This window comes from Chryseobacterium sp. T20 (assembly GCF_047345655.1).
Classification (GTDB): domain Bacteria; phylum Bacteroidota; class Bacteroidia; order Flavobacteriales; family Weeksellaceae; genus Chryseobacterium.
Genome location: NZ_JBLFDU010000009.1, coordinates 186,930 through 204,170 on the forward strand (window position 1 = coordinate 186,930; position 17,241 = coordinate 204,170).

At 35.3% G+C, this 17,241-nt stretch carries 16 protein-coding genes; 7 read left to right on the forward strand and 9 right to left on the reverse strand.

Annotated elements, in window-relative coordinates; translation table 11 throughout:
- Positions 1-48: 48 nt before the first annotated feature.
- The gene (mraZ, locus tag ACMA47_RS19070) at positions 49-507 is read right to left on the reverse strand and encodes a division/cell wall cluster transcriptional repressor MraZ (RefSeq protein ID WP_110011282.1); all 459 of its coding nucleotides are present in this window, start codon (positions 505-507) and stop codon (positions 49-51) included.
- 272 nt (positions 508-779) lie between these two features.
- On the opposite strand from mraZ, the gene ACMA47_RS19075 reads away from it, so the two are divergent.
- The 3 genes from ACMA47_RS19075 (at position 780) to ACMA47_RS19085 (ending at position 2,669) form a co-directional block, all read left to right on the forward strand.
- The gene (locus ACMA47_RS19075; protein ID WP_047426276.1) at positions 780-1,541 is read left to right on the forward strand and encodes an alpha/beta fold hydrolase; all 762 of its coding nucleotides are present in this window, start codon (positions 780-782) and stop codon (positions 1,539-1,541) included.
- A 62-nt stretch (positions 1,542-1,603) separates the two neighbouring features.
- Complete coding sequence (gene yihA / locus ACMA47_RS19080; RefSeq protein ID WP_034694211.1) at positions 1,604-2,227, forward strand: ribosome biogenesis GTP-binding protein YihA/YsxC; 624 nt, start codon at positions 1,604-1,606, stop codon at positions 2,225-2,227.
- A complete protein-coding gene (locus tag ACMA47_RS19085; RefSeq protein ID WP_034693884.1) occupies positions 2,220-2,669 on the forward strand; it encodes a GNAT family N-acetyltransferase in 450 nt (149 codons plus the stop codon). The genes yihA and ACMA47_RS19085 overlap by 8 nt, the downstream gene beginning before the upstream one ends.
- Before the next feature lie 166 nt (positions 2,670-2,835).
- On the opposite strand, the gene ACMA47_RS19090 is transcribed toward ACMA47_RS19085, so the two are convergent.
- The 6 genes from ACMA47_RS19090 to ACMA47_RS19115 form a co-directional block, all read right to left on the reverse strand.
- Positions 2,836-3,120, reverse strand: coding sequence for a hypothetical protein (locus tag ACMA47_RS19090; protein WP_413931045.1), 285 nt, complete (start codon positions 3,118-3,120; stop codon positions 2,836-2,838).
- Positions 3,121-3,139: 19 nt separating this feature from the next.
- Positions 3,140-3,520, reverse strand: a complete 381-nt coding sequence (locus tag ACMA47_RS19095) for a DUF6232 family protein (RefSeq protein ID WP_413931046.1) — start codon at positions 3,518-3,520, stop codon at positions 3,140-3,142.
- 53 nt (positions 3,521-3,573) lie between these two features.
- Positions 3,574-3,738 (reverse strand): YegP family protein, encoded by a 165-nt coding sequence (locus ACMA47_RS19100; RefSeq protein ID WP_413931047.1) that lies wholly within the window; start codon positions 3,736-3,738, stop codon positions 3,574-3,576.
- A gap of 129 nt (positions 3,739-3,867) precedes the next feature.
- Positions 3,868-4,533 carry a response regulator gene (locus ACMA47_RS19105; protein WP_034693881.1) on the reverse strand — a complete coding sequence of 222 codons (666 nt, stop codon included), beginning with the start codon at positions 4,531-4,533 and terminating at the stop codon, positions 3,868-3,870.
- Between the two features lie 12 nt (positions 4,534-4,545).
- Entirely contained in the window at positions 4,546-6,135 is a 1,590-nt protein-coding gene (locus tag ACMA47_RS19110; protein WP_413931048.1) for a tetratricopeptide repeat protein, read from the reverse strand.
- Positions 6,136-6,307: 172 nt separating this feature from the next.
- Entirely contained in the window at positions 6,308-6,487 is a 180-nt protein-coding gene (locus ACMA47_RS19115) for a hypothetical protein (RefSeq protein WP_413931049.1), read from the reverse strand.
- Between the two features lie 362 nt (positions 6,488-6,849).
- Between ACMA47_RS19115 and ACMA47_RS19120 the strand changes: the two genes are divergently transcribed.
- Positions 6,850-7,689: a hypothetical protein gene (locus ACMA47_RS19120; RefSeq protein WP_413931050.1), complete on the forward strand. Its 840-nt coding sequence runs from the start codon at positions 6,850-6,852 to the stop codon at positions 7,687-7,689.
- Between the two features lie 74 nt (positions 7,690-7,763).
- Positions 7,764-9,551, forward strand: a complete 1,788-nt coding sequence (locus ACMA47_RS19125; RefSeq protein ID WP_413931051.1) for a metallophosphoesterase family protein — start codon at positions 7,764-7,766, stop codon at positions 9,549-9,551.
- Positions 9,552-10,120: 569 nt separating this feature from the next.
- On the opposite strand, the gene ACMA47_RS19130 is transcribed toward ACMA47_RS19125, so the two are convergent.
- Positions 10,121-11,197 (reverse strand): phosphatidylinositol-specific phospholipase C1-like protein, encoded by a 1,077-nt coding sequence (locus tag ACMA47_RS19130; RefSeq protein WP_413931052.1) that lies wholly within the window; start codon positions 11,195-11,197, stop codon positions 10,121-10,123.
- A gap of 329 nt (positions 11,198-11,526) precedes the next feature.
- On the opposite strand from ACMA47_RS19130, the gene ACMA47_RS19135 reads away from it, so the two are divergent.
- Together ACMA47_RS19135 and ACMA47_RS19140 are read left to right on the forward strand one after the other, a co-directional pair.
- Positions 11,527-14,571, forward strand: coding sequence for a SusC/RagA family TonB-linked outer membrane protein (locus ACMA47_RS19135; RefSeq protein ID WP_413931053.1), 3,045 nt, complete (start codon positions 11,527-11,529; stop codon positions 14,569-14,571).
- A 13-nt stretch (positions 14,572-14,584) separates the two neighbouring features.
- Complete coding sequence (locus ACMA47_RS19140; protein WP_413931054.1) at positions 14,585-16,345, forward strand: RagB/SusD family nutrient uptake outer membrane protein; 1,761 nt, start codon at positions 14,585-14,587, stop codon at positions 16,343-16,345.
- Between the two features lie 193 nt (positions 16,346-16,538).
- Here ACMA47_RS19140 and msrA read toward each other — a convergent pair whose 3' ends face one another.
- Positions 16,539-17,093 (reverse strand): peptide-methionine (S)-S-oxide reductase MsrA, encoded by a 555-nt coding sequence (gene msrA, locus ACMA47_RS19145; RefSeq protein ID WP_413931055.1) that lies wholly within the window; start codon positions 17,091-17,093, stop codon positions 16,539-16,541.
- Positions 17,094-17,241 lie beyond the last annotated feature (148 nt).

Sequence of the window (17,241 nt, forward strand, 5' to 3'; positions counted from 1 at the left end):
GCTTAATTGTGTTTTTTATTTACTATATAATCTATTAATAACCTACAGTTATTCTTCATCGAAAGAGCCCATCACATCTTCGGCAAGGCTTGCAAAATCAGCTTCGTTGGTAGCAATTACCTTTTCATAGGCTTCTTTATCCCAGATTTCGAAGAGTTCTCCTGCGCTGGTGATCACAATATCCTTTTGAAGATTTGCGAAAACCGTCAGGTCTTTAGAGATCTGTAGTCTTCCTGCATTGTCCAGCTCTACTGTTTTTACTCCTGCCGTAAACATTCGTATGAAATCAGCATTCTTTTTTATGAACCTGTTCAGTTTATTAATTTTACCCATCAGTTTGTCCCATGCATTCATAGGATAAACTTCCAGACAAGGTTGGAACACAGATCTTTTGACTACAAACGCCTTATCGTCGAAGTTTTCCATCTGTTTGATTAAAGATGAAGGAACTTTTAAGCGGCCTTTGTCGTCAATTTTACACTCATATGTCCCAATGAAATTTTTCATTTGGGACAAATTTATATAATAATTTCCAAAATTTCCCACTTTTTCCCACTTTTTGACTCAATGTTAATAAGTTTTATTAAAGATTGAATTTCAATAATGTAAAATGCTGATATGAAGAGACTTGTTAAAAGTGCTATTTGGGTCATAATAAAGCCATTTTGAAAAAAAAAGTTAAAAAGGAGAATATTATATTATTTTTATCTTAAATTAGGATAATCAAAATTTTTTTGAGGTTTAATTTGTATTTTTGCAGGGCTTTATTAAGGCGTTTTATGATATTTAGTACAAAAAAAGAAAAGAAATATTCCTATGTAGAAGCGGGAGAAGGACATCCATTAGTGCTGTTGCACGGGTTAATGGGTGGTTTGAGTAATTTCGATAAAATGGTAGATTTTTTTTCGGATAGAGGCTTCAAAGTATATGTTCCTCAGTTGCCGATCTATGATCTGCCGGTACTCAATACGAATCTTACCACGATTGCAAAATATATTATCAAGTTTATAGAAAGTCATATTTCTGGTCCGGTAACTATTGTAGGTAACTCAATGGGAGGCCATGTAGGGCTTATTCTGACTCTGGCAAGACCTGATTTGGTAAAAAATCTTGTTCTTACGGGAAGTTCCGGATTGTATGAAAGAACTTTCGGAGACAGTTTCCCGAGAAAGAATGACCGTTCTTACATCAGAAAGAAAACAGAAGAAGTTTTCTACGATCCCAAAGTGGCAACTGAAGATCTAGTAGATGAAGTGTTTGCCGTGGTGAATGACAGAATGAAAGGAATAAAAACCGTAATGCTGGCAAGAAGTGCCATCAAACACAATATGCTGAATGATCTTCCGAAGATTGTGACACCTACCTGTCTGATCTGGGGTAAACAGGATAATGTTACTCCACCTGAAGTAGCAGAAGATATGCACAAGTTTATTCCTAATTCGGACTTATTCTGGATTGATAAATGCGGCCATGCTGCCATGATGGAAAAACCAGATGAATTCAATGAAATCCTGTATAACTGGATAAAAGATAAAGTTTAAAACATACAAATGACCATTAAGAGCTTTTCTTAATGGTTTATTTTTCTAAAATACATTCAAAAATGATTATCAAGACAGCAGAGTTTGTAAAGAGTAGTGGAAAATGGCAGGAATGCCCTGAACCAAATATTCCCGAATATGCTTTTATCGGAAGGTCGAACGTAGGAAAATCATCACTGATCAATGCAATGATGAATCACAAAGATCTTGCTAAAACATCACAGACCCCGGGAAAAACCCAGCTGATCAATCATTTTTTGGTGAATGAAAACTGGTATCTTACCGATTTACCAGGATATGGCTATGCAAAGGTTTCAAAAGTTCAGCGAAAAGATTTTGAAAAGCTGATTACCAATTATATTCTGAACAGAAGAAATCTGGTTAACCTTTTTGTATTGGTAGATGTAAGGCATACTCCGCAAAAGATTGATTTGGAATTCATCCAATGGTGTGGCGAAAGTGGAATCCCGTTTTCGATTGTCTTTACCAAGGCAGACAAATTAAAGCCAAACGCAGTGGTCAAAAACGTAGAAGATTATAAGGCTGAACTTCATAAAACATGGGAAGATCTTCCTGAATTATATATTACCTCAGCGGAAAAGAAAGAAGGAGGAGATAATATTCTTAATTTTATACAGAAGACCAATGATTTTTTAACCCATAATAATATAAGTTTCGATGAGTAATATTGTCTGGAAAATCAAAACGTTTGATGAATTTACTGTTCCGGAATTATACGCAGTACTGAAAGCCCGTATTGATGTTTTCGTGATTGAACAGAACTGTCCTTACCCTGATCTTGATAACTATGATCAGAAAGGAGTTCATATCTGGGCGGAAGAGGATGGACAGGTCCTGGCTTATTGCCGTGTATTTGACAAAGGAATAAAATATGATGAAACTTCCTTCGGCAGAGTTCTGACAACAGAGCAGGCAAGAGGAAAAAGTTTGGGAAAACAGCTGATACAATATGCTGTGGAAACTATAGAAAACCGTTTTCATACTTCTGAAATCAAAATATCAGCGCAGGATTATCTTTTAAGATTTTACAGCGGGTTCGGGTTTGAAGATACAGGAAAAAAATATCTGGAAGACGATATTCCGCATACGGAAATGATAAGAAAGTAAAAAGGTATCTCAAACGAGATACCTTTTTTCGAACTGTATAAAATTATATTGGGTGTTATTAGTTTTTTTCATCATTTCTTACATCAAAAGTAAGACTATTGAGAAAACTAACCTTACGGAAAACCGTAATGGATTAAATAATTCCTAAATATTTGTGGGTGATCTATTAATTACAGCTAGCACAATATGACCTATCTACATATTGCTTATTGCTTCCTGAATAATAATAGCATCCTCCTCTGGATCCCACATATAATTGTTGTCCGTTATAAGAGCAGCCTTTGCTTGAAGAAGATGATTTTTTTGACCTGCTTTTTTTGTTAGTTTTACTTTTTTTAGGTTTTTTGCTAGAAAATTCTTTTGCAAATACACTGGTTGAGTTATAAGCAGAAAGATTGTAAGGCAGTAATAATCCTAGACCTAAAAGTCCTGTAAAAATCAGTTTTTTCATAGTGTTTCTTTAATATTGTTTATCCTCGATGAATAATAGCTTCATTTAAAGCATTTACAATTTTTTGAATATAATTTCTGTCTTTTGATATAATACTATTAACTTCTCCAGCATTTGTACTTATTCGGACTGCATATTCATTTTTAATAGTGTAAATCCACCAAAAACCTAGAATTAAAATTATTATTCCCAGCCAAAAAATCTCTTTTGAGAAAAGGAGGATAAAACCTACAATGATCAGTAGAAGGGCTTTGTTTTTACTTTTAATAATTTCAAAAATATAAACAGAAGAGATATTCCTCATAGCATATGTTTTCGAATGTGTTATATACCTTGACTGTGTAACTTTTATAGAACTGTCATGGTAAAATATCGTTTCATTTTGGGTGGTAGATTCCATTATTTAATATTTTTAATTAAAAGAAAGTCTCAATTTTGAGACTTTCTAAAATGCTATCCTGTATATCCATTTAGTCTTGCATTAGCAATACAATCGGATTTATTTACATAGCCTTGTGTTGAAGCTCCAACAATTCTTCCATTAGAAGCTGTTCTTCTCCATCTCCACTTAGTTTCGGAATCTTGATAAAATTCCCATTTGTCATTTTGTGAACTCATAAAAAATTATTTATTGATTAACTTTCTAAAAGTACAATCCTCTAAAAATCAATCCTTACGGAAAACCGTAAAACAAAAAAACCTTCCAAAAAATGAAAGGTTTATATGCAAGAGAGGTTACGGTAAAGATTAAATAATTCCCAAATCTTTACAAAAAGCAACAAGCTGTTCATTACTTGTTATCTGAAGATCTTCTTTCATACTGTTCAGTTTTTTCTCTACACTGCTTAAACTATTGGGTTTAATATCGTTATTTTGGAGATAAACAGGGATGTTTTTCTGTAAAACTCCCTGAGACAAAAGAGATACTAAAGTAATATCATAAGTAGAGAATTCATAATTGTTGAGCTTCTTTACCTCCTGTTTAAGATCCAGTGAAAGATAATTTTCGTCTACATAGGTTGAAGCAATTGCTTTTTTCAACTCTTTTGAATCATTTCGGGCCTTGCGAACAAAACCATTAATTCCATATTCGTTAAAAAGGCTGTCTATCACCCCGGATCTATGTTCTGCAGAAAAAACAATGACTTTCAATGAAGGATGTAGTTCTTTAATGGTCTTTATCAGCTCTTTTCCGTCTTTAAGATTTTGTATATTATGGTCTTCTTCAAAAGAAAGATCTGTAATTAACAAATCATAAAGATCATCTTCACGAATGGATTTTTGAATTTTAGCTAATGCATCATCACAATAATAGACATAATCTGTGTTGGAAATACTAAGGTCTTCTAATGTTTTCTGTACAGAAATACTGCTGCTTTCGTGATCTTCAGCTATTAAAATTTTTTTGAACATTCTTTTTCTTTTTTAAGAAGCAGGAAATGAAATATAAATTTTCAACCCCTTTTCGGTTTCGGTATCAAAAATAATTTCTCCATGGATAGCTTCAATACGGGAATCCGTATTTGTTAAACCATTTTTGTAAGTAATTCCTTCTGAAATGCCGATACCATTGTCTGTATACTGAATTTGTATCCTGTTATTTTTTCTTTCAAATTTAAAAGCAACAAGGGTGGCCTGGCTATGCTTTTTCATATTGATCAGGAGTTCCCGCATCACCTGATAGATTTCTTCCCGGGTAAATTCTTTCAAGGTTTTCCATATATTTTCATCATTTCCAGCAAGGTAAGTCTTTACATTTTCATTATTAAAAGATGCAATAAGAGTGGATATTCTCTTACTGAACTCAGATTTATTTTCGGGGGCAGCCTTCTCATAGGAAATATCTCTTGACTTTTCATATACAAACTCCAATTCGTCAAGTATTTTTTCTTTATCAAAATCTTCCTGGTTTTCGATCTTGGTCATTACCTGATAAATACCGTTGGCTACTACATCGTGAATTTTCTTGGAAACTTTTAGCTGCTGTTCTTTTAACTTATTGTCGGACTCTAAAAGCATGGTCTGTTTACGTTTTTTATACCAAAAGAAAGCGCCGATTATTAGAGCAAGCGTTCCTAAACTTATACTTATAATTAAAATATTCTTTTTAGTGATTTGATACTCCTTTTGGACGAGTCCCTTCTGAAGCAAAAGATTTTCAGCTTTCTTTTTTTCTACATCAAATTCTATCAGAGCAAATCTGTTTTTTGCTTTATCTCTTGATAATTGAATGCTGTCATTAAGTTGTTGATACTCTGTAAAGTAACCTTGTAAGTGGATTCCTTTGTCATTTTTTACCAGAAAGTCAAGGGCCTCTAATCTGTCATTGGGATTTTTGATCGCCTTTGCTAAACGATATTTTTCATTGATATGATACAATGCTTTAGCCCTATCTAAGCGTAGATAATATTCAGCAAGATGAGAATGACTGGATATAAGACCAGACTTATCATTGATTTTTTGTCTTAAAACAACTGCGGCTAACAAGCCTTGTTCTGCCTTATAATTATTATTTTCAAGCCAGCTGATATAATTGTAATTATCTAAAATTCTGGCATAATCAATCTCATTTTTTTGTAGCGTTTTATTCTTGAGAAGAGATTGGTAAATATTGATGGCCTGCGGGTAGCTTTTCTGTTTTCCGTAGGTGTCGGCAATATTATTTTTGATTGTGATTTTCTGAAAATTATCCGAACTTACCTGTAAAGCTTTATGATACCAGTTGAGAGCCTCAGAATAATGTTTGAGATTTTTTTCGGATATCGCAAGGTTATTATAAATGGAAGGAAGATAGGCCGAGTCTTCAGGAAGTTTTAAAAAGGATAGTGCATCAATAGCTCTTTCATTACTGCTAAGATAATCTCCGATATCATTCAGTATAATAGCCTTCAAGGTTAAACAGGATGCAATATTGGCGGAATCATTCTTAAGCTTATAGATACTTTCCGCTTTTGAAAGGAGTGTAAATGCCTTTACATTATCATTATTGTATAAAGAAGCTGCTTCATTGTACATTTTGTCCGCTTCAGTTGAAGGGGCCTTTACCGGAGGATTCCTGTTTTCGGAAAAATTACAGCTAATGAATAAAAGAAAGATTCCTAGAAATTTAAAACCAGCATACATGATAATAATTGATAGCAACTAAAGGTATTAAAAAAAGGACAATTTTCATTGCCCTTTTGTTTAATTATTTTTTTGGAGGCAAAATCTGTCCTGTTTCGCCGCTTGTGTCTTCTGGTGCCATTCCCAATGTTCCGGTTGAAAGGTTCATTGTTGGGGATTCGTAATTATTGTTATCAGTTGTTGAAGTGTTAGTATTATTATCTGAAAATGCTAATCCTAATAGCATCATTATAATTTGGATCATTTCCTTTAAAATTTTCGAAGTTGAAATCGTATTTCTTCCTCTCACGAAGTATTTATCGCAAGCTGTACACTGTTAAAATTTCGAAGCGCTTCTTAATTTTTAGGGAAGTGAACCTTTAAAAACGGAGAAGAAACATCTGCTTCCCAATCCGGAGTTTAATCTCTGTTTTCTCTGGTTTTTCTGAAATCAGTTTTTGTTATTTTTTTGTTGATTTCTGAAGCAAATTTGCAGCAAAAAAGAAGAGGGATGTTAGACAAAACATAGACATCAATAGACAGTAAGTAAGCGTGGAGTTATTACGGAAATCCGTAATGTGGTGTGATTGAAAATCATCTACTTTGTAATGCCCGAAAACACTGTATATGTCCAAGAAAAAACTACTGATTAATGAAGTATTTGAGCAGGCAAGGAGAGAGTCAGAGAAAACCACAAAAAGTGGACTGGCTACTTATCTGCATCTTTGTTTTATTGATAACCTGAAATTCTATGATATTTCAGAGAAAACCTTCATACGGTATTATGAAGACTTTGTAGAAGGCAATAGCTGCAGGAATATTGAACCTGAGAGACTGAATAAAATGAGCCAGTATATCGGCTACAAAGATTTTACAGATTTTACAAGGACTTTTATCAAAAATGATGAAAAAAAAAATCTGACTACTGTAAAAATAAGTGTGGATCAGGATGAGGAGATTATATCGGAAAGACTTTCAAAGATCAATATCAATATCATTAATGAACAGCACTTTAAAATGCCTGAGTTTGTCAGACAAAATAGTTTTGGTCTTGTAGGGATATTGATGTTGGGAGGATTTTTAATAGGTAATTATTATTGCTCATCAGGAAATAGAAATGGATATGGTCCATTCAATTTTTTGACGTTGCCTGTAGTGGAAAAGAATTGTATGTATTGGGATCAAAGTGAATATAAACTGACGGACTGCAAAGAAGACAATCCTGTATTGGGGGTTGTTCCTAAAGATAATATTCAGATTAAATATTTTAAACGTATTACAAGGAAAGATACCCTCACAGTGGAAAATGCATTGGGAAAAACATGGTATTCAAAGGTTAATGGGAAAGTTGAATTTTTTACCATGGATGGAATTGACCCTGAAAATAAAAAAGAACTAAAACCTGCTACGGAATATATCATTAGAAAATATTCCGGTATAAAACCTGAGATGAGCCCTTCAGAATAAATTTCCTTCACAATAATTTAAAATTCAATTAAGACAACTCCTTATCTATTCATGTAATTTCGTCTTATTTTAAGATGAATAAAATAATATTCTCCAGTTTAATTTTTATATCTATCCTTTTTTCGGCGCAGAAACCTGTACAGATCGCTTTTCTTTCAGATGTGCATTTCCAGGATTTGTACGGAAGTTTTTCGGATAACAGTTTTAAAGGAATTATAAATCCCAAAACAGGAAAACCAACAATTCTGAGAACGATGGATTCTCAATTGCATTCCACAAGAATCTTCAATGAGAACTATTTTGCTTTTCTTAAGGCTTTGGATGATATTGGGGCAAAAGGAATTAAAATTGTAGCCATGCCCGGTGATTTTTCGGATGATGGACAGGCTTATAACCTTCGCGGGCTTCATAGAATTTTACAGCAATATCACGAAAAGTATGGGATTAACTTTTATTTGACGACAGGAAACCATGATCCTGTGGGGCCGTTTCGAAATGACGGAGGTAAAGATGATTTTCTTGGGCAAAATGGAAAGCCATTAGGGATTTACAGTAAAGAAAGTATCAGTAAATCAACAGATAAAGTCATTACAAAAGATATTGCAGAATCCGGATATCTTGAGATTTTAAATGAATTAAAAGACTTTGGATTTTATCCCCAAAAAGAAGACTTGTACTGGAGCACTCCTTTCGACCAGGATTCTTTTAAAAACTATACGTACAAAAAAGGAGTGCAGATAGCAGATTATTCCCAAAGAATGTATGAAGTGGCTAAAGGTTTTTTTGTTCCGGATTTGAGTTATGTTGTTGAACCTGTGAAAGATGTATGGCTTGTCGCTATTGACGGAAATACTTATATTCCGAAAAATATCAATGAACGCCCTGAAAACGCTTCCAACTATAAGGGAGCGAGTATTGGTTATAATAATGTGCTCACAAACAAGCAGCATTTAATTCAATGGGTAAAAAAACTGGCTGCTGAAGCAAAGAAAAACAATAAAACCCTTATTGCATTTACTCATTATCCTATGATTAATTTCAATGATGGAGCAACCCAGAAAATTAAAGGGCTGCTAGGAGAAAAAAAATGGCAATTGGAACGCGTTCCCCGGGAAGAAGTAGCAAAAGTGTTTGCTGATGCGGGTTTGCAAATTCACTTTGCGGGTCACATGCATATAAATGATACAGGAATAAGGAAAGTAGGGGATACTATTTTAGTGAATGTTCAGGTGCCTTCATTGGCGGCTTACCTGCCAGCATATAAAATTCTGACTATACAATCTCCTCAGAAGATGGAAGTTCAAACTGAAGTTTTAAATGAAGTTCCCCGTTTCAATGAGCTGTTTGCTTTGTATGAAAAAGAATATGAGGTCTTACAAAGTAATGCAGATAAAATGCTTTGGAATAAAGATATTCTAAAGACAAAATCCTATCATGATTTCATGCTCTTTCATTTAAAAGAACTGGTTCGTCTTCGAATGATTCCGGATGACTGGCCAAAAGAGTTTATTGAAAAGACTAAAGATTTAAATGGGGAAGATCTTCTTTTACTTATTCAAAATAAAAATCAGTTGAATGAGAAGCAAATCAATTCAGAAACTTTTGAAAAATGGTCTTTTGATGATCTGTTATTGGATATCTATAAATTTCAATCGGCTGATGAGCTTGCAAAAAATGACATTCCTGAGGAAAGGCTGAAACAATATCAGCTATTGGAAGATTTGTACAAGGAAAACAACTCGAAAGACCCATTGATTCAACAGTTAAAATCTGTTTTCAAAATCCTTTCATTACTTTCCAGCGGAGATCCGGCAGACCATTTTGAAATAGATTTGAAGCGTAAAGAAATAAGGAAGCTATAAATCATAGGGCTTTATAAACATTCGGCTTATGTGAGTAGAATATTTGTGCTTATTTGTGAAAGACAGTAGTGTTATCCGTGTTTAAAATAATTTGTCACATTTATCTATTATAAGATGTTTTATTTTTCCCACGGATTTCACAGATTTTCGCAGATGATTGCGCTTTATTTTCCTTGTATTATTTGTGAAAAGCATTAGTGTTATTTGTGTTTAATCATTTGTCACATCTATCTATCTATCTATCTATCTATCTATCTATCTGTGATAAGATGCTTTATTTTTCCCACGGATTTCACAGATTTTCGCAGATGATTGCGCTTTATTTTCCTTGTGTTATTTGTGAAAAGCATTGGTGCTATTCGTGTTTAAAATTAAAATGCTTCGACTCAACTCAGCATGACATTGCTAATACTAACTGTTTTAAAATACTTTGCGGAGATGAAATGCAAGAAATTGCATTCTATTTTCCTGTGTTGTTTGTGAAAAGCATTGGTGTTATTCGTGTTTAAAAACAGAAAGGCTGCCCAATCAGACAGCCTCCTCAATTATAAATCTAATAGCAAACAGGACTATTTTCCTGTTACAGGGTTCATTCTTTCATAAGTGTTGTTGTCAAAACTTACCTTATAATTGGATTTGAATAATTTGCTGGGATAATAATAATCGGTTGTAATAATTTGTGCTCCGCTTTCTTTGGCTTTCTCAAATCTTGAATAGTCTTCCCTTCGTGCCTCCATGGTATCTGCATCAGCTCGGGTACGGATGATATATCCTTGTTTAACCAGATCTTTTATGGCAGTCCCGTCTTTTTGAGGTTCATTCATAAACAAAATAGCAGACTCAGGAGTTCCTGGAGTAGAATTGGTAAAAATCATTCTTCCTTTTAATGAAGGATGATCTTTGATATATAAATTCCTGTTTTCCCCGTTATTATCCATTACAAACAGGAATTTTCCTTTTACGTTTTTTACTTTTGGCCAGTTTTTCTTTACAACAGCTTCATTCAATGTTGAATAAGAACCGCGGATATCATCCGGGGTAATAACTTTATCTTTTCCCAGATATTTTATCAGTTCATTATCCAGATCATCAAAAAGTTTTGGGGTATAATGTTCTGGTTCTGTTCCGAACTGATTGGCTTTTCCATCTTTGGGCTCAAGGGTGATAAAAACCGGATCATGATCAGGATGTTGATCTGACCATTTTTTTAAATCCTTCAGACAATCCTCTAATGTATAATACCAGGTTTGATAATCAATATCCGTAATATGAATTATTTTATAACCCGGCTTCTTCATTTTACCTTCCGGATCAAAAGGTTCGGTTGTTTTTACCAGATCCAGAATTTTCGGATGGGCAAATTTTCCTCCTTTACTATCTGCATAGACATCGATTTCCAGATTTCTTAGCCCCAAATCCAGTTGCTGAGGAATAGGGATGTGCTCATACTGAATCCTCGGTAAAACGTTCAGCGTATCTTTTTGAGATAAATAGGCATATACTTCAGGAAGGATCGCTTTTTTATAGGAATTATGAGAGCCAATGACCTGAATCTCATTAATTTTTAAATCATTGGGATTGCTAAATTGTGACCAAAACAGGTTGAATGAAGATAAACAGACACTCAATAGAACAGCCTTTTTCATTTCGATACATTTTTATGCGAAATTAATTACTCTTTACAGGAGATGATTTATATATTATGTTAAGTAATTTTTAAAATTCTGTAAATCTTGAAAAAATGAATGGTTGTAAATGTTTGATATTTAGTTTGTTTTTATTATCTCAATTTGAGATATTTATATTTTGTTGACTTTAAGATAATATTATGTTAAAATAGATTTGGGGCAGATCCTTTTACTTTGTATGCCGAAATAAAAACTAACCGTTGCCTGAAAAGAAAACCACTGTTGCGGGAACAACAGCGGCTTTTTGATAAGCAATGTAACGTCTTGCAATTACTTTACTTATTGATATGTACCACAAAATTAATTTTTTTAAGTTTAAAAAGCTAATTCCGATTGCATTAATTTTTTTGGTGGCGAACCAAGCTGATGCGAAAGGATTTACTTCAAACTATCCTGTGTTTTCGCAGGTAAACGAAACCATTTCCGGAACTGTAACGGATCAGAAAGGAGCGGCCATTGAAGGGGCAAAAATCACGGTGGTAGAAACCGGAGATACAGCTTCTACTGATGCATCAGGAAGATTTACCGTTTCTGCCAACATGGGACAGACCTTATCCATTTCTTTGGAAGGATATGGAATTCAGATGGTGAAAATCTCCAGTACTTCAGTTTCCATACAATTAATGCCTCAAAAAGGATCTACTTCCATTGAAGAAGTTACGTTGGTTGGATATGGTTCTCAGAAAAAATCTGACCTAACAGGAGCCGTAAGCCAGCTTAAAGCAGAAAATTTCAAAGAAGGAATGAATATTTCCGTTGATAACCTGATGCAGGGAAAAATCGCGGGTGTCCGTATCGTTCAGTCGAGCGGTGAGCCTGGAGCGGGAGTGAATGTTTCCATCAGAGGGATCGGGTCTATCCGAAGCGGAAGTACTCCTTTATTTGTTGTAGACGGAGTTCCTTTGAGCAACGATGCCGTAAGTGCCACAGGCCCGAATATCGGTTTAGGAAATGCTCAGGCCAAGAACCCACTGAACTTTTTAAATACCAGTGATATTGAATCCATCACAGTTTTAAAAGATGCTTCTGCAGCAGCCATCTACGGAGCAAGAGGATCAAACGGTGTTGTTTTGGTAACGACAAAAAGAGGAAAAAAAGGTGAACCCTTGTTTACCTATGACACCTATTTAGGCTTTTCTTCAGTTATAAAAAAATTAGATCTCATGACCGCTTATGAATACAGATCAGCAGGAATCAACAAATTATACGACCATGGCGGAAACACAGACTGGCAGGATGAAATTTTCAGAAATGCCGTGTCTTCCAACCATTCTGTGTCATTTTCAAAATCTACGGAAACCGGAAATTATTTTGCCTCCATTTCTCATATGGATCAGGATGGTATTATTCTGAACAGTGGTTTCAAAAGAACCACAGCCCGTTTGAATGCAGAAGAATCTTTCTTTGATAATAAAAGATTAAAGATTAAGCTCAATCTTACGGCAAGTGATATCAAAGAAACCGGAATCCCGAACGGAGCCAATGCAGGTTCAGACGGTCAGGTGATTATCCATGCTTTGATGGCCAATCCTACACGTTCCGTATATGATCAGAACGGAAACTTTACCAACTTTAATATGAATGCTCATTACAATCCATTGTATCTGTTGAGCGTTTACAATGATAAAACCAATACATTCCGGGTGTTGGGGAATACAGAAGCCACGTTGAGAATCTTACCCGGGTTGAATTATAAGTTCAATCTAGGAATTGATAAAACAATGTCTGAAAGAAATACAACCATGTACCCGAATATTACAGACAGAACCCCAAAGGGAATGTATGTTCAGGCTAATCTGGATTCTTATAACGTACTTTTAGAACATTACTTAACCTATGATCTTAGTTTAAATAAACATAATTTCAGCTTGTTAGGTGGTTTTTCTTATCAAAAGTTTAAAACTACAGGAACCTATTTCGGATTAAAGAATATTGCCAATCAGGGAGCGGGGATTGCTCCGGAAATTAATCCTGGATATTCGGGGGAAGCCTTTATTCCGGCAGCGGGTTATGCTCAGGAGAATGAATTGCAGTCTTATTTCGGAAGGGTAAACTATAATTTTGATAAAAAATACTTATTAACCGCTTCATTGAGAGCAGACGGTTCTACCCGTTTCGGTCAAAACAACAAATATGGATATTTCCCATCTGTAGCAGTAGGCTGGACTGTTTCTAATGAAAATTTCCTGAAAGATTCTCAAATCATCAATGAATTAAAATTAAGAGGAAGCTGGGGACAAACCGGAAATCAGGAAGTTCCGAACAAGATTACGCAGGCGAGTTCTTCTCTGTCGCCATCCGGAGGATATTATTTGTATGATAATCTGAACCTCATCAATGGAGTCGTGATCAACAGAACTCCTAATCCTGATCTGAAGTGGGAAGTAGTGGAGCAGACCAATATCGGAGCAGACTTCAGCTTATGGAGGAACAAATTATATGGATCACTAGAATACTACAACAAAGTAACGAAAGATCCGATTCTGAATATCCCTTCCAGACCGTTAAGTCCTACAAGTACAGTGTGGAAAAATGTAGATGCAAAGATTGTTAATAAAGGATTTGAATTCTCTTTAGGTTCAGAAATTATCAAAACTGAAAATTTTACATGGAACTTTGATGTCAATGGTGCTACGGTGAATAACGTGGTGAAAGACCTTCCGGTTTCAGCGATTTATTCAGGAGAAGTTTCAGGGCCCGGACTTTCCGGCGTGACGGCCAATATCTACAGAAATGGCTACGAAGCAGGTTCTTTCTATATGCTGAACTATTTAGGAGTAGATGCGAATGGAAAATATATCTATGAAGATGTAAATAATGATGGAAGAATTGATCAGAATGACAGGAAAATCTTTGAAGGAGCGATTCCGAATTTCACTTTTGGGATTAATTCTTACATGAAATATAAGAAGTTTGATTTCTCATTCTCCTTCATCGGACAGACAGGTGGCTACCTTGTGAATAATACTGCATTGGATTTAAATATCAACAACTTAGCTTCAGACAGAAACGTGTTGAAAAACTTCTATGAATCAGGAGCGAACTTCACCAACCAGCCTCAGTTATCATCCCTTTATCTTGAAAAGTCAGACTTTATCAGACTGAATAACGTAAGAATAGGATACACTTTTGATACCAGCCAACTGAAGTTTTTGAGAAGCATCAATTTGTATGTAAGTGCACAAAACCTGATGACTCTTACAAGCTATTCAGGATATGATCCATTGGTGGATACTAACAAACAGGTGAGTGGAAACCAGTCTCTGGGAATTGATTACACCACATATCCTTCTGCAAAGACTTTCATTTTGGGAGCTACTGTTAAATTTTAATTGAAAAGAAATCATGAAATCTAAATTTTTAAATCTAAATACAATTGTTTTATCCTTTGCTGTACTGTCTTTAATGGGATGTACCAATCTGGATGAAAAAGTAATCGATGAGGTATTGGGCTCTGAAACGGCAGATCCTGAGGCAGCTCTTGCTGCTGCTTACAGCCAGCTGGGAGACGGAACTTTTGTAGACCATGGAAATGTTTTCGCTTTGCAGGAATATTCTACTGATGAAGCATTATTACCCACAAGAGGAAGTGACTGGGGTGATGGCGGAAAATGGAGAGCCATGCACGAATTCTCATGGGATGCCAGCAGTGACGTTGTAAAAACTACCTGGAATTCCCTGAACTTCGGGATAACAAAGTCTCTGACAGCCATTTCAAGTATTGAAAAAAGCAACGGTACTAACAGAGCTTTATTTTTAGCAGAAGCAAAAGGACTATTGGCCTATTATACCTATACAACGATTGATCTTTTCGGGCAGGCTCCTTACAGAGATCCAGGTAATATTAATGCTCCTATTCAGATCAGAAAAGCAGAGACTACCATTGATGCTTTAATTACTGAAGTGGAAGGGCTTATTCCCAATCTTGCAGATATCAAAACACAAAATACGCATGCAGGAAGATTTACCAAACAGGCAGCGTATGCATTCCTGGCAGATATGTATCTGAACAGAGCGGTTTTGAAAAATAAAACGGCAGGGTCATTCAACTTTTTAGAGCAGGCTGTGACGGGTTCGGGAACAGATATGGATAAAGTAATTGAATATTCCAATCTGTTGATCAATAATTCGAACTTCAGTCTGGAATCCAATTATTTCCACAATTTTGATATCAATAATGATACAAGCAAGGAAATGATTTTTTCCATTGTTCAGAAGAAAAATACAGACCAAACTTCAGATAATGACCTGGCGTATATGTCTATGGAGAGAATTCAGAAACCGTCACCGGATAACAGAGGAACCAATGCATCGTGTATCACCCCGGAATTCTATTATTCATGGAACGGAAATCATGATGATCCACGCTTTCAAAGATCTTATCAATATGCGGACGGAACATGGTTCAGAAATGACGGAACGGATGTAAGTGTCCCTTCTTCCAGTAAAGTAGAGGGAACTGGAAAACCATGGTTTCATTTCAACAGAGGATTGCAGGTGGGACAGCAATACGGTCCTAAAATTCTTTCAGACGGAAATTTTGATATGACTCCAGACGGAAGAATTAAAGTTTACAAATTATTTACTGAAAAAAATACAACACTCGCTGCAGACTTCACTCCTGAACTGAATTTTGACAACCCTTCAGAATCTGTATTTACACAAGCTCAGATCAATAGAGGCGTAAGAAATTTCAAGTTTGAATTTGATCCGGGCTATGGAAATAACGGAACAAGCGGAATGGATGTGCCATTGTACAGATTAGGAACGATCTATATGATGAGAGCAGAAGCTTACTTAAGAAGTGGAAACCTAGCTGCAGCTTTGGCGGATGTCAATAAACTGAGAACAAGCAGAACAAATGATGCTTTAAAGAATAATGCTCCGGGAGTAGCTATTGCTTCTTTGGATGAAAATACATTGTTCAAAGAATCAGGATATGAACTGTATTGGGAAATGTATAGAAGAAAGGCGATGATCAGATTCAAGAAATTTGATTTGCCGGGAACAGCTAAACCAGCTTCCCAGCCTTATAGAAGGATTTTCCCTATTCCTCAGGCCACCATTGATGCTTCAAAAGACTTTACCCAAAACCCCGGATATTAGTTTCTTTATATAAACAATTATTTTTGTGCCAAACAAGAAGCGAAGAGATCTCCTCTTCGCTTCTGTTATTTTATATGGGTTTTGTGAATATCCTGCTAAAATTTAAACATCAATAGGAACGGGCTTCAGCCCGTTTAATCAAAAAACCTCTACCATCTATTGGCTTTAGCCAAAACTTAAAACATTCAATGTTTTACTCTGCATTCAACATTCCCAGTTCTCCGAAATGCTTTTTGAACTTCTGGATTTTAGGCCCAACCACAGCGCTGCAATAAGGTTGTGTCGGGTTTTCATTATAATATCCCTGATGATATTGCTCTGCCGGCCAGAATGTATCGAATTTCGTTAACTCTGTTACATAAGTTCCTGTCCATCTTCCTGATTCCTGAGATACTTTGATCGCTTCTTCAGCTTTTGCTTTTTCAGCATCATCTTTATAATAAATGACAGAACGGTATTGAGTTCCGATATCATTCCCTTGTCTGTTAAGTTGAGTAGGATCATGTAAAAAGAAAAATACATCCATCAATTGCTCGTAAGAAATAACGGCAGGATCATAAGTGATCTGAACCACTTCTGCATGTCCTGTCTCTCCAGTGCAAACTTCCTGATAAGTCGGGTTATCTTTATGTCCGCCGGAATATCCTGAAATAGCAGATTGTACTCCTTTAAGCATATTGAAACAGCTTTCCACACACCAGAAACATCCACCTCCGAAGGTAATCTGTTCTAAATTATTGTTGTCCATTTTTGGTAATTATATTGTTTTATTATCCTTTCCTAATCCGGAAAAGACCAATCAAAAATATGAAAAACTTTTTCATTTGAACGTGCTTTTACACCTTAAACTTAAATTACAATGATAGATGTAGCAAATGGTTTTAAACACGAATAGC